Here is a 13,538-nt window from a genome sequence, read left to right on the forward strand (position 1 = left end):
CCAAACTTCATTCCGGTTACCCGGGGGGGTTGGCACCAAAACCCTTACTGGGCTGGAAAAACAGGGCTGAAAATAGTCTGGAATCCGGGCTCCCCCACGAGGCGTTTCGCAACAGGCGAGCCGCGGTGACGACGTCCCGCAGCACTGTCTTAACACAGAGGAGCGGGGCCGGTCACTCCCTTCACGGAAGTGGCCGGCCCCGCCTCCCGGCGCCCGGGAACGGGTCCGCCGACCCGGGCGCCGCGGTCGTCAGCCGCGCAGGACGGCGCCGGTGCGCTCGGCCGCCAGGGCCACGGCGGCGTCGCGGGCCGCGCCCGCCTCCTCCGCCGTCAGCGTCCGGTCCCCCGCACGGAACCGCAGGGTGAAGGCGACGGACTTGCGCCCCTCCCCGACCTGCTCCCCCGTGTAGACGTCGAACAGCCGCACGCTCTCCAGCAGCTCGCCCGCGCCCTCCGCCAGGGCCGCGCTGACGAGGCCGACCGGGACCGACGCGTCCACGGCCAGCGCCACGTCCTGGGTGGCGACCGGGTAGGTGGACACCTCGGGGGCGACGACCGGCGGGCGGGCGCGCTCGATCCGGTCCAGGTCGACCTCGACCGCAGCGGCCCGCTCGGGCAGCCCGAACGCCTTCACCGTGCGCGGGTGGAGCTCGCCCGCGTGTCCGACGAGCAGGCGCTCGCCCCCGACCCGCACGTAGAGCGCGGCGCAGCGGCCCGGGTGCCAGGGGGCGTGCTGGTCGGCCTCGACCTCCAGCTCGACCCCGGCGGTCCGTGCGACGTCCCGGGCGGCCTGGACCGCGTCGGCCCACGTCGCCGCGCGGCCGGGCCCCCACCATCCGGCCCGCTCGAAGTCGCCGGCCAGCACCGCCCCCACACGGCGCGGCTGCTCGGGCACGGCCGCGTCGATCTCGGCGAGCTCGTCGGCCCCCGGACCGCGGTCCACCGGCAGCAGCGGGGCCCGGCCGGCCCCCTGGCGGGGCCGGTAGACCAGGCCCGTCTCGAACAGCGCCACGTCGGCGAAGCCCCGTCCCACGTTGCGGGCCAACGCCTTGAACAGGCCCGGCAGCAGCGTGGTGCGCAGCAGCGGCTCCTCCTCGTTGAGGGGGTTGGCCAGGCGCAGGGCGGCGCGGCGCCCGTCGTCGGCGGGGAGCTGGAGGCCGTCGAGGTCGCGCTCGCCCACGAACGGGTAGTTGAGCACCTCGTGGTACCCGGCGTCGGCGAGGGTGCGGCCGACCGCACGGCGCAGGCGCTGCCCGGCGGTGAGTCCGCGCCCGCTCCTGGCGCGCGGCGGGATCGAGGGGATGTTCTCGTAGCCCTCGAAGCGGATGACCTCCTCGGCGAGGTCGTTGGGGTCGGTGAGGTCGGGCCGCCAGGAGGGCGGGGTGACCCGGAGGAGGTCGCCCTCCTCCTCGACACGGCAGCCGATGCGCCGCAGCCACGTCCGGGCGGTGCCCTCGGGGTAGTCCACGCCGGCGACGGAGCCCGCGTGCGAGGCCCGCACGGTGACGGGCTCGCGCTCGGCGGTCCGGTCGATGTGGGTGTAGGCCGTCTCGACCGCGGCGCCGCCCAGCTCGGCGAGGAGTTCGGCCGCGCGCGTGGCCGCGACCAGCTGTACGGCGGAGTCGACGCCGCGCTCGAAGCGGCGGGAGGACTCCGAGGACAGCTGGTGGCGCCGCGAGGCGCGGGCGATGTGCATGGCGTCGAAGTGGCCCGCCTCGACCAGCACCTCCGTGCTGGTGGAGGAGATCTCCGTGGTCAGGCCGCCCATGACGCCGGCGATGTTGACCGGCCCGCTGTCGTCGGCGATGACGATGTCGTCGGGGTCGAGGGAGCGCTGGACGTGGTCCAGGGTCTCCAGCTTCTCCCCCGCCCCGGCGGCCCGGACCCGCAGCGGACCGCGCAGGGCGGCCCGGTCCCAGGCGTGCAGGGGCTGCCCGAGCTCGAGCATCACGTAGTTGGTGACGTCGACGGCCAGGGAGATCGGCCGTACGCCGCTCTGGTGGAGGCGGCGCTTCATCCACAGCGGGGTGGGCGCGCCGGGGTCGAACCCCGTGGCGCCGCGCAGGACGTAGCGGTCGCACAGCGCCGGGTCGACCTCGGCCGCCGGGCCCTCGCCGGTGGGTGCGGCGACGGCGACGTCGGCGGGGTCGCGGAAGTCCACCCCGTAGAGGGCGGCGGTGTCGCGGGCGACGCCGCGCAGGGACAGCGCGTAGCCCCGGTCGGGGGTGACGGCGATGTCGAGAACGTCCTCGCGCAGGCCCAGGGGGCCGATGGCGTCCTCGCCCGGGGCGCCGAAGCCCTCGGGGAGCACGATGATGCCGCTGTGGTCGTCCCACAGGCCCAGCTCGGAGGCCGAGCAGATCATGCCCGCGGACATCCTGCCGTAGGTCTTGCGCGCTCCGATCCGGAACCCGCCGGCCAGCTCCGCCCCGGGCAGGCTCGTGACGACGAGGTCGCCCTCCGCGAAGTTGCGGGCGCCGCAGATGATCTCCTGCGGCTCGCCGGTGCCGTTGGCGTCGCCGACGTCCACGCGGCAGTGGCGGATGGGCTTCTTGAAGCCGGTGAGCTCCTCGATCTCCAGCACACGGCCGTAGACGACGGGGCCCTTGACGTCGGAGCCGAGCTCGTCGACGGTCTCGACCTCCAGGCCGGCCAGGGTCAGCCGGTCGGCGAGGGCGCGCGCGGTGACGTCGGCCGGGAGGTCGACGTACTCACGCAGCCAGGAAAGGGGGACGCGCATCAGTTCTCACTCCCGAACGCCGAGGTGAAGCGGATGTCGCCCTCGACCATGTCGTGCATGTCGCGCACGCCGTGCGCGAACATCAGTGTCCGTTCGATTCCCAGGCCGAAGGCCCAGCCGCTGTAGACCTCCGGGTCCACTCCGGCGGCGGTGAGCACGCGCGGGTTGACCACTCCGCAGCCGCCGATCTCGATCCAGCCCTCGCTGGAGCAGGTACGGCACGGTGCGTCCGGGTCGCCCACGGACGCGCCGCGGCAGACGAAGCACTCCATGTCCACCTCGGCGGAGGGCTCGGTGAACGGGAAGTAGGAGGCGCGGAAGCGGGTCCGCAGGCCCGCCCCGAACATGTTCTCGACGAAGGCGTCGATGGCGCCGCGCAGGTGCGCGAGCGTGATGCCCCGGTCGACGACCAGGCCCTCCAGCTGGTGGAAGACCGGACTGTGGGTGGCGTCCAGCTCGTCGGTGCGGAAGGTCTTCCCGGGGGCGACCACGTACACCGGCAGCTCGCGCGACAGCAGCGCGCGGACCTGCACCGGCGAGGTGTGGGTACGCATGACCAGGCCGGACCCGCCGCCGTCGGGCCCCTCGACGAAGAAGGTGTCCTGCATGGTGCGGGCGGGGTGGTCGGGCTGGAAGTTGAGCGCGTCGAAGTTGAACCACTCGGCCTCGACCTCGGGGCCCTCGGCGACCTCGAACCCCAGGCCGACGAAGATGTCGGCCATGCGCTCGGCGACGGTGGTCAGCGGGTGGCGGGCGCCGCGCGGTGCGCGGTCCCACGGCAGGGTGACGTCGACGCGCTCCTCGATGAGGACCCGCTCGTCGCGCTCGGTCTCCAGGACGGCCTGGCGGGCTTTGAGCGCCTGGCCGACGTCGCGGCGGGCACCGCCCACGCGCTTGCCCGCGTCGGCCTTCGCGGCCGGCGGCAGGGCGCCGATCTCCCTGTTGGCCAGGGCCAGCGGGGAGCGGTCCGAGGCGTGTGCGAGCCGGACCTCCTTGAGTTCGGCGAGGTCGCCGGCCGCCTCGATGGCGGCCAGCGCCTCCTCGCGCATGCGGGCGACCTCGTCGGGGTGCAGGGGGGTCACCTCGACCGGGTCGAAGGAATTGTTCGGTGCAGACATGGTTGGTTGCCTCGCCGCCGTTCCCCGCCAAGGGGTCGGGCGGCAGTCACGGTCCGCGACGGGGCGGACGAAGCCGACAGAAGAGCACAGGCGGATGTCGAGCATGCCCGGGTAAGGACCTGTTGCCGGGTCCGGGACACGCCGTGGAGCCCACCGGGGGCGCTGGAGGTCTGAGGGCTCAGACGAACTCGGGCGTCCCGGCGGGCATGGTAAATCGGAACTCCGCGCCGCCGCTGGGGGCGCGTCCGACGGTGATCGTGCCGCCGTGGGCCTCGACGAGGCCCTTGACGATGAACAGGCCGAGGCCGGTCCCGCTCCGGCGCTTGCTGCGCCAGAACTGGCGGAAGACGCGCGGAATGGTCTCGGGCGCTATGCCCTGGCCTTCGTCGCGCACCGACACCGCTGTTCCTCCCTCGCACGGCTCGATCACGATACTGACAGTACCAGCGCCGTGCCGCACCCCGTTTTCGACGAGGTTGGACAGTATCTGGTGGAGTTTGTCGGAGTCGATCCACATCTGCGGGAGCTCTCCGCGGGCCTCGACCCGGAAGCGCTCCTCCGACTCGCCCGCCGCGACGTATCCGGCGACGACCCGGCGCACGGCGCCGGGGAGGTCGACGACCTGGCGGCGGATCTCCAGGCGCCCCGACTCGATGCGGGACACGTCGAGGAGGTCGTGGATGAGGCGGGTGACGCGGTCGGCGTCGGCGTTGACCGTCTCCAGCATGAACAGCTTCTGTTTGTCGGTGAGCCTCTCCCACTTGGTGAGCAGGGTGGAGGTGAAGCCCTTGACGCTGGTCAGGGGGGAGCGCAGTTCGTGGGCGACCTCCGACACCAGGTCCGCGCGGCTGCGCTCGGCCCGGGTGGAGGCGTCGCGGAGGGTCAGGACCAGGCGGACGAGCTCTCCGCCGGGCCGCGCCCGGACGTAGCGCGCGGCGACCAGTATCTCGCGCTCGTCCGGCAGGAAGAGGGCCCGTTCGGGCTGGCGGACGCGGTCGCGGGCGCCGCCGTAGGGGTCGCTGGCCTCCCACCAGTCCTGGCCGTCGTGGCCGACCAGGGGCAGGACCGCGCGGTAGTCGCGGCCCAGCGCCGCGTCGGTGGGGACGCCGGTGAGCTGCGCGGCCTGGGTGTTGAAGAGGACGACGCGGCCGGCGGCGTCGGCGACGACGACCCCGTCGGGCAGGTCGTCGGCGTGCAGGGGGGCTCCGGCGAGGCCCGCGGAGGCCCCGGCGACGTCCATGAGGGCGACGGAGGGGGGTTCGTTCCACGGTGCGGGGCCGGTCCGGGGGGAGGCTCCGCGTGCCGCGGCCGCCTCGGCGGAGGCGGGGTCGGCTCCCTGCCCGGGGTCGTCCGACGGGTGGGCGGCTCCGCCGCCCGAGTCCTCCGCCGGGTGATCCGCCTTCCGGCCGCTGCCCACGCCTCTCCCCGCTCCCCTTGAAGGTCCACGACCACAGGCTCCTGGGCCGAGGACCGCTGACCGGCCGTGTCCGCGAAACACCGCGGACACCACCGCAGGTTGTCTACCCTGCACTTCCACCCGGTACGCCTTGCGGCCCGGGTCGGGGCGTACGACGGGGGACGAGCGTACAAGCACCCTCCGCGAGCACCGCCGCCCGGGAACAGGCATCGTCGGCCCTCCCGTGCGAGGTCTGCTCACGCGGTGTCGTCAACCCTGCCCGGTGACGGCGTGCCGCACGGCGCCCCGCCCGCGGCGCGGACAGGGCGGCCCGGGTCCGCGCACGACGCGCACGAACCTCCGTGATCCTGGTCAGACCCTATCTGCACTCGGGCCCCGTGCACGTGCATTTCGGGTGGAAGGGGCAGACCGTGACCGCTCGCTCACAGGGAGCGGATGGGGTGGAACACCCGCCTTCGGCACCCCCGGGGTCGATTACCCGGAGTGATGAACCGGTGTATGAGCTGGCATGATCCGATGGCCCCGGGCCGGGGTCAGGAACGTCTCTGCTGCCGTGCGGTGGTGTAGAGGCACACCGCGGCGGCCGTGGCCAGATTCAGGCTTTCGGCCCCGCCGTAGATCGGAACGCTCACCGCTCCGTCCGTCAGGGCGACGATGTCCTCCGGCAGGCCCCAGGCCTCGTTGCCGAACACCCATCCGACCGGACCGTCCAGGTCACCGCCGTCGGCGACACCGTGGAGGTCCCTCGTTCCGCCGCCGTCGGCGGCCCACACCCTGGCGCCCCTGCCGTGGAGGAAGTCCACGGCGCTCGCCACCGGCACGCCCACGACCACGGGCAGGTGGAACAGGCTCCCGGCGGAGGCCCTCACGCACTTGCCGTTGTAGGGGTCGACGGAGGCGTCGGTGAAGATGACGACGTCGGCCCCGGCCGCGTCGGCGGTGCGCAGCACCGTGCCCGCGTTCCCGGGGTCCCTGACGTGGGAGAGGACGACCGCGAGCCGGACGTCGCCGATCTCGCTCAGGGGGACGTCGACGAACTCGCAGATCGCGATGATCCCCTGCGGGGTCACCGTCTGGGCCAGCTCCGACATCACGTCCAGGCTGACCCTGTGGGTGGGGACGCCCGCCTCCCGGGCGGCGTCCACCAGATCGATGTGGCGCTGCATGGCCTCCGCCGTGGCGTAGACCTCCACCACACCGGGGGCGGTCCCGCCCCGGGGGGACCGCCCGCCGTCCGCTGCGGCGAGCGCCTCCCGCACGGCCTGCGGCCCCTCCGCGAGGAAGCGCCGCTCACGTTGGCGGAAGGTGCGTTTGGCGAGCCGCCGAACCCCCTTGATCCTGGGTGACCGGATACTCGTGAACTCGTGGCTCGCCATCGCTACTCGCTGCTCAGTCCTGGACAGGTTACGCGGCGGCCTCGGTGGGGAGGGCCTTCTTGGCCGACTCCACCAGGGTCGCGAACGCGGCCTCGTCGTTGACGGCCAGCTCGGCCAGCATGCGACGGTCGACCTCGATGCCGGCCAGCTTCAGGCCCTGCATGAAGCGGTTGTAGGTGAGGCCGTTGGCGCGGGAGGCAGCGTTGATGCGCTGGATCCACAGGCGACGGAACTGCCCCTTCCGGTCCTTGCGGTCCCGGTAGGAGTAGGTCATCGAGTGGAGCATCTGCTCCTTGGCCTTGCGGTACAGGCGCGAACGCTGCCCGCGGTAGCCGCTCGCCCGGTCGAGAACGACCTTGCGCTTCTTCTTGGCGTTGAGAGCCCGCTTCACGCGTGCCACTGTGACTCCCTCGTTGTGTCTTCCGGCGCGCGCGGCGCGCCGAACGGCCCGGCTCTGAGAAGCCCGGCGGCCGTGTTCGCTTCGGGTTGTCCCCTCCCGGGGGCCGTCACCGTGCCGGCTGGACCCCGCACGTGGGCGCTTCCGGGAGGGAGGGGAAGGTCCTCGGTCCTACTTGCCGAGAAGCTTCTTGATGCTCTTGGTGTCCGCGGGAGAAAGCACGGCCTCGTTGCCCAGCTTGCGCTTGCGCTTGGAGGTCTTGTGCTCAAGGATGTGGTTCTTGTTGGCACGGCGGCGCATGATCTTGCCGGAGCCGGTGACCTTGAAGCGGTCCTTGGCCCCACTGTGGGTCTTGTTCTTCGGCATGTTCGCCGTGTCTCCTACTCCGTCGGCGTGCCACCCGCGCGAGGCGGACGGCACGGTTCTTCCGCTGCTACAGCGGGGACCCCTGCGCGCCGGTACTCCGACGCATCCTGGCCGTGTCCGCACAGCCCACCCCACCACCCGGTGCCTTCCCGGCGTCCGGGCGGTGGGGGACTACGTCCGCCGCTAGACGGCTTCGTCCTGCTCGCGGCGGGTCTTGTCCCCCGCCGCCGCACGGGCCTCGGCCTTGTGCTCGGACCGCCGCTTGTGCGGACCGATCACCATGACCATGTTGCGGCCGTCCTGCTTGGGCTGCGACTCCACGGTGCCGAGGTCCTGAACGTCCTCGGCCAGCCTCGCCAGCAGTCGGCGGCCCAGCTCGGGGCGGGACTGCTCGCGGCCGCGGAACATGATCGTCACCTTGACCTTGTCCCCGCTCTTGAGGAACCGGACGACGTGACCCTTCTTGGTCTCGTAGTCGTGCGGATCGATCTTCGGGCGGAGCTTGATCTCCTTGATGATCGTGTTCGACTGGTTCTTGCGCGATTCGCGGGCCTTGACCGCGGACTCGTACTTGAACTTGCCGTAGTCCATCAGCTTGGCGACCGGCGGGCGCGCGGTCGGCGCGACCTCGACCAGGTCGAGGTCGGACTCCTGGGCCAGACGCAGGGCGTCCTGCACGGAGACGATTCCGACCTGCTCACCGTTGGGTCCGACGAGACGGACCTCGGGCACCCGGATGCGGTCATTGATACGGGGCTCGGCGCTGATGAGACCCCTCCCTAGCTTTCTCGGATTACCTGGGACCGACCGTCCGCCAGGCGGCGGACGATCTGTTCGACCGGGCCGCCCGAGTCCGTCGGGCCACCCGATAGCGTCGGGGTCCCCGTAAAGCGAAAACCCCGCCAGCGTGTGCAAGCGGGGTGATCCGATCGGATATTCCCGGCGAGGGGCACCGCGCGCGCCGAACGCCCCGGACAAGGGCGTCCGACGAAAAGAGCGCGAGCTCTCCATCGCCAGAACCGGAACCTGCGCGAGCCGTACCCGGCAGGTGGGAGGATCATCTCCGCTTGCGGCTCCGGTGTGAGACACACCGGACCAAGTCGATTACGTTCCCAATATAGCAGCAGACGGAAGCCTGTCGTCCCTTGTGCGCGATCTCCCGGCCGGACGCCCTCAGGACGCCTTCCTGCGGGCCAGTTCGGCCTCGCCCGCTGCGCGCATGGCCTCCACCGGGACGTCCGCGGTCCCGGTCATCAGCCGGACCTGGGCGACGGCCTGGTGCAGCAGCATCGGGAAGCCGCCCACGGTCCGCCCGCCGCGCGAGGCGACCGCCTCGGCGGCGCCGGTGGGCCAGGGAGCGTACACGACGTCGAACAGGTCGGCCCGCGACCGGGCGAGGCGCTCGGCGTACCGGTCCGCGGCCCCGGAGGGCAGGGAGGAGACCACCAGGTCCGCGTCCAGGTACTCGTCGATCGCGGACAGCGGGGCGACCTCCACCGGGTGGCCGAGCCGCCGGGCCGCCGCGGTCACCTCGCCCGTCCGGGCGGTGTCGCGGGCCAGGACGGCGACCGCCGAGGCCACCCCCAGCAGGCGGAGCGCGGCGACGGCGGACGCCGCCGTGGCCCCCGCGCCCAGCACGACCGCGTTCCGCGGCGCGACGCCGGCCTCGGTGAGGGCGGCGGCGATCCCGGCGACGTCGGTGTTGTGAGCCTCCCAGCCCGCGCCCCGGCGGACCAGGGTGTTGGCGCCGCCGACCTGGCGTGCCAGGTCGGTGACCGTGTCGGCCAGGTCCAGCGCACGGCGCTTGAGGGGCATGGTCAGTGACAGCCCCGCCCACTCGCCGCCGAGCCCGGAGAGGAAGGGGGCGAGCCCCTCCTCCCCGCACTCGTACAGGCCGTAGGACCACCTCTCCAGCCCCATCTCCGCGTAGGCGGCGGTGTGCAGGACCGGGGAGAGGGAGTGCGCGACCGGGGATCCGAGGACTGCGGCGCGCACTACTCGCCGCCTCCCCAGGTCTCCTCGAACCTGGCCTTGAGCTCGTTGAACTCCGCCTCCGTGGAGGCGAACTCGGTGACCCCGTTCTCCGGGTCGGTGGCGACGAAGTACAGCCAGTCGCCCTCCGCCGGCTCGAGGGCGGCCTCGATGGCGTCCTCCCCCGGGGCGACGAACGGGCCGGGGGGCAGACCGCTCTTGTGGTAGGTGTCGAACCCGCTGGTGTCCGCCTCGCACTGGGCGAGCTGGTCGTTGTTCAGCGCGATGCCGTACTCGCCGATGGCGTAGAAGCAGGTGCTGTCCATGCCCAGGTTCATGCCGATGTCCAGGCGGTTGTAGATCACCCGGGAGATCATCGGCATGTCCTCGGCCTTGCCGCTCTCGGCCTGGATGATGGACGCCATCGCCATGATCTCGTTGGGGTCGTAGCCGGCGTCCTCGGCCCGCTCCTCCAGCTCCATCTCCTCGGTGACGTTGCGGTGGTGGGTGACCATGGTCTTCAGCATGGACATGGCCTCGGTGCCCGGGTCGAACCGGTAGGTCGCCGGGAAGAGGTAGCCGGCGGACCCCTCCGTCGCGTAGTCGGGGAGTCCGAGCTCGTCGGTCTGCTCGTGCGCCGCCTGGAGCTCCTCCAGGGGGACGCCGGTCCGGTCGGAGAGTTCCTGGAGCACCTGCTCGTTGCGCAGGCCCTCCCGGATGGTGACCTGTCCGCCCAGGCGGCTCTCGGGGTCGAGCAGCGCGGCCACGGCCGCCTCGCCGCTCATCCCCTCGGCCAGGGAGTACGTGCCGGGGACCAGGCCGTCGCCGATCTCGTCCTCGGGGACGGCGTCCAGGGCGTTGACGAAGGCCCGGGAACTGGCGACGACGCCCTGGTCGGCGAGGTTGCCCGCGATGGCGGAACCGCTCTCCCCGTTCTCGATCACGAACACGACCTCGCCGCTGCCCTCGCCGGAGAAGTCCTCCGGGAAGACGTAGGTGCGCATGACGACGTAGCCACCGCCCCCGACCACCAGGATCAGGACGAGGACCAGGACGATCATCAGGCCCTTGCTCATGCCGCGGCGGCCCCTGCCCCTGCGGTTCGCGTTGGCGCGGGCCCGCTTGAGCTCCTTGGCCTTCCTGCGGCTGCTGCGGCCGCCGCCGTAGGCCTCGGCGATGTCGGCGAGCGCGGGCTCCTCGTACTCCTCGACCTCCTCCTCGGGCTCCTCGGCGCGGCGGCCGCCGCGCCTGCGGCGGCTCCGGCGGCCCGTGGGCTCCCCGTCCCCGTCGTCCCCGCCGCGCCTGCGGCGGCTTCGGCGGCCGGCCGGTTCGGACTCGGACTCCTCCCCGGGTGCGTCCGTCCCCGGGTCGGCGGCCTCCTCCCCGTCGGGGGCGGCGTCCGCCTCGGGGGGCGCCTCCTCCACCGGGGCGCCCCGCCTGCGGCGGCGCCCGCCGCGGCGGCTCCGGGGGGCCTCCTCCACCTCGTCGAAGGCGCCGGAGGACGCCGCCTCCTCCGGCTCGGGGTCGCGGGCGGCGCCGCGGGTCTCCTCCTCGTCGCGCTCGGCGCGCGCACGGCGGGCGCCGCGGCGGCGGGTCGGCCCGGGCACCGCGGCGAACGCGCCCGTGTCGGCGGAACCGGTCAGACCGGGGAAGCTCCCCGAGTCGAAGGCCCCGCTGTCCTCGGGCGCGTCGTCCAGGAACCCGCCGGTCGGCTCGTCGTCGCGACGACCGCGCTTGCGCCGGCCCCTGCGACCGGCCGGCTCCTCCTCCACCGGCATCGCACCGGTGTCGGCGGAACCCTCGTCCACGGGAGCGCCACGACGGCGCCGACCGCCCCGGCGGCCCGCGGGCGGCTCGGAGGCCGGGAGCGCGCCGGTGTCCGCGGGGCCCTCGGTACGCGACCGGCCCTCCGGGGCGAAGGCCCCGCTGTCCTCGGGCGCGTCGTCCAGGAACCCGCCGGTCGGCTCGTCGTCCCGGCGACCGCGCTTGCGCCGACCCCTGCGACCGGCCGGCTCCTCCTCCACCGGCATCGCACCGGTGTCGGCGGAACCCTCGTCCACGGGAGCGCCACGACGGCGCCGGGGCTCGGGTTCGGACCCGGCCTGGCTCCGGCGCCCGCGCCGGGGCGGGGGTTCGTCGGCGGCGCGGTCCCGGGGCCGCGCGGGCTCGTCGGCGGGACGGGCGGGCGCCGAGGGCGCGCCCAGGTTGGCGAGCGCCGCGAGCGCGTCCTGGGTCGGGTCGGCGGCCGGACCGCGGTGCGCGCGGGAGGGGTCCTGCGGCTGTGCGCGGTCCCCGGTCCCCGGCTCGTCGGCGCCCCGCGACCGGTTGGCTCCGGAGCGCGCGGCCCGCCCTCCGCGCAGGGCGTCGGCGGCTCCCGTGCGGCGGGGCTGTCCCGGCGGGGGCTCGGCCGGCGGCTCGGCCCGGCGCCGGCGCCCGGGGGGCGGGGCGTCGGGGCTCAGCGGGTCGTACTCCCCGTCGGCCCGGGACGCGTACCCGTGCGTGCGGAACTCGCCCGTGGAGTTCCCGGTACGGCGGAACCCGCCGGTGCCCGCACCGGGGTCGGCGGCGTCGGGAGCGGTGGGGGCGTCGCCCCGGGCCGGGGGCTCAGGACGCGCCCGCCGTCCGCGTGAGGGCGGCTGGGCGGGCAGCGGGTCGCTGAGCGGGTCGTAGTCGTAACCGCGCTCGCGTTCGTTACGTCCACGATAGGGATTATCGGGGTAGTCATCCCTGTCGTTCATCATTCTCCCTGGCTGGAGCGGACGATCTCGCCCGGGGGCTGGCCTGTTGACCGTTCCTGGTCCAAGGCGCTCTGGAGCAGGACGGTGGCCGCCGCCTGGTCGATGACCGACCTGCGGGCCCGACCGCCTCTGGCCCCCTTCTTCGCGAAGGAGGCGCCGGAGAGCAACTGGCTCTGCGCGGTCACCGTGGTGAGGCGCTCGTCGACCAGGCGGACGGGGACGGGGTACAGGTGTACGGCGAGTGCGTTGGCGAACTCCCTGGCGGAGCGGGCCGCGGGGCCCTCCTCGCCCGAGAGCGAGGCCGGGTAGCCCACGACGACCTCCCGCGCCTCGCGCTCGAGGACCAGCAGGGCGATGCGCTGCTTGTCGCCCCGGCCGCGCGGGATGGTCTCCACCGGGCTCGCGAGAGTACCACTGGGGTCGCTGGCGGCCACTCCGATGCGGGCGTTGCCCGGGTCGATGGCCAGTCGCACACCGTGCCTCAAGAGGACCTCTTCCCCGGACCGGGGTTGATGCGCGGGCGGGCCGTGCCGTCGGCGGCACGGCACCGCTGCTGGGGAATCCTCAACACGGTGGTCCTGTTCGTCAGCTGGATTGCGGGAAGCTCCGCACAGACAGCCGTGTGATCGGCTGTGACGCGCCACAGTATGCCCGATTCGATGACAGTGCGCAGCCTCGGCGGCGCTCGTGGGCGTCCGGGGCCGCTGCCCGTGCCGGCGGTCCCGTGCGAGGGGGTCACGACGGGGTTCGGGTCGGGCGCGTTCGCTTCGAGTGTAAATCACACTCGTCCCGCCGCGGGGCGCTGCGGGTCGCCGGGGCCCTCCCCCTCCCGTGCGCTCACCCACGGGTGGACCCCTCGCACGTCCCGCTTCCGGCGGTGGCGGCGCCGGAGGCCGGCGGGGCCGGACGGTCCGGGTCCGGGACCGCCACGAGGGGTCCCCCGACGGTCGGCGGAGCGGTCTCCGACGTGCCGGACGCGGCCGGTGAGCTGGGGCGGACCCGGGTTCCGGAGCCGGTCCCGGAACGGGTTCGGGAGAGGGGCCGGGGCCGGTCGGCGGCGCCGGCGGCACGGCCCTCGGCGGCGGTGGCGGGGAGCCGGGCCCCCGCTCCGGCCGGAGCGGCCGGGTCCGGGGCCGTGAGCAGCGCCACGGCCGGGCCGATCGGAACCTGTTTTTGCGGGACCATCCTCATAGTCACAAAGAGTTACATTACAGAGGCCTGTGTGACTATGCGTGATTTCGCCGTCGTGTCCCGTCTGCGCCCCCGTCACGGGGCGGCGGAACGGAGCCGGGAGCCGGGACGGTGCGCGGTACGGCGGCGGTTGCCGCGGGCCCGGGACGCGGTGCGCGGTACGGCGGCGGGCCCGAGCCGGTGCGCGGGGCACGGGGACGGGCCCCGGCGGCGGGCGCCGCGGGC

Annotated in this window: 10 protein-coding genes; all 10 read right to left on the reverse strand. The window is 73.8% G+C overall.

The features are described 5' to 3' along the window. Nucleotides 1-249: 249 nt before the first annotated feature. The 10 genes from pheT to ruvX all read right to left on the reverse strand — a co-directional run bounded on the left by pheT (nucleotide 250) and on the right by ruvX (nucleotide 12,607). Complete coding sequence (gene pheT, locus ABZ234_RS20640; RefSeq protein WP_344183848.1) at nucleotides 250-2,739, reverse strand: phenylalanine--tRNA ligase subunit beta; 2,490 nt, start codon at nucleotides 2,737-2,739, stop codon at nucleotides 250-252. Next, nucleotides 2,739-3,857 carry a phenylalanine--tRNA ligase subunit alpha gene (gene pheS / locus ABZ234_RS20645; RefSeq protein WP_355013143.1) on the reverse strand — a complete coding sequence of 373 codons (1,119 nt, stop codon included), beginning with the start codon at nucleotides 3,855-3,857 and terminating at the stop codon, nucleotides 2,739-2,741. Before pheS ends, pheT begins: the two co-directional genes overlap by 1 nt. Before the next feature lie 178 nt (nucleotides 3,858-4,035). Beyond that, the gene (locus ABZ234_RS20650; protein WP_267950311.1) at nucleotides 4,036-5,097 is read right to left on the reverse strand and encodes a HAMP domain-containing sensor histidine kinase; all 1,062 of its coding nucleotides are present in this window, start codon (nucleotides 5,095-5,097) and stop codon (nucleotides 4,036-4,038) included. A gap of 710 nt (nucleotides 5,098-5,807) precedes the next feature. Continuing rightward, nucleotides 5,808-6,650 carry an RNA methyltransferase gene (locus tag ABZ234_RS20655; protein ID WP_267948936.1) on the reverse strand — a complete coding sequence of 281 codons (843 nt, stop codon included), beginning with the start codon at nucleotides 6,648-6,650 and terminating at the stop codon, nucleotides 5,808-5,810. A gap of 28 nt (nucleotides 6,651-6,678) precedes the next feature. Further along, on the reverse strand, nucleotides 6,679-7,050 hold the full coding sequence (gene rplT, locus ABZ234_RS20660; RefSeq protein ID WP_267948935.1) for a 50S ribosomal protein L20: 372 nt from the start codon (nucleotides 7,048-7,050) through the stop codon (nucleotides 6,679-6,681). A gap of 168 nt (nucleotides 7,051-7,218) precedes the next feature. Continuing rightward, nucleotides 7,219-7,413, reverse strand: coding sequence for a 50S ribosomal protein L35 (gene rpmI / locus ABZ234_RS20665; protein ID WP_267948934.1), 195 nt, complete (start codon nucleotides 7,411-7,413; stop codon nucleotides 7,219-7,221). Between the two features lie 183 nt (nucleotides 7,414-7,596). Then, entirely contained in the window at nucleotides 7,597-8,181 is a 585-nt protein-coding gene (infC, locus tag ABZ234_RS20670) for a translation initiation factor IF-3 (RefSeq protein ID WP_276567191.1), read from the reverse strand. 405 nt (nucleotides 8,182-8,586) lie between these two features. Beyond that, a complete protein-coding gene (locus ABZ234_RS20675; RefSeq protein ID WP_267948933.1) occupies nucleotides 8,587-9,408 on the reverse strand; it encodes a shikimate dehydrogenase in 822 nt (273 codons plus the stop codon). Beyond that, complete coding sequence (gene mltG / locus ABZ234_RS20680; protein ID WP_355013144.1) at nucleotides 9,408-12,122, reverse strand: endolytic transglycosylase MltG; 2,715 nt, start codon at nucleotides 12,120-12,122, stop codon at nucleotides 9,408-9,410. Before mltG ends, ABZ234_RS20675 begins: the two co-directional genes overlap by 1 nt. Continuing rightward, the gene (gene ruvX / locus ABZ234_RS20685; RefSeq protein ID WP_267948931.1) at nucleotides 12,122-12,607 is read right to left on the reverse strand and encodes a Holliday junction resolvase RuvX; all 486 of its coding nucleotides are present in this window, start codon (nucleotides 12,605-12,607) and stop codon (nucleotides 12,122-12,124) included. The genes mltG and ruvX overlap by 1 nt, the downstream gene beginning before the upstream one ends. Nucleotides 12,608-13,538: the final 931 nt, after the last annotated feature.

It is taken from the genome of Nocardiopsis sp. NPDC006198, from assembly GCF_040613895.1.
In the GTDB taxonomy this organism is placed as follows: Bacteria; Actinomycetota; Actinomycetes; order Streptosporangiales; family Streptosporangiaceae; genus Nocardiopsis; species Nocardiopsis tropica.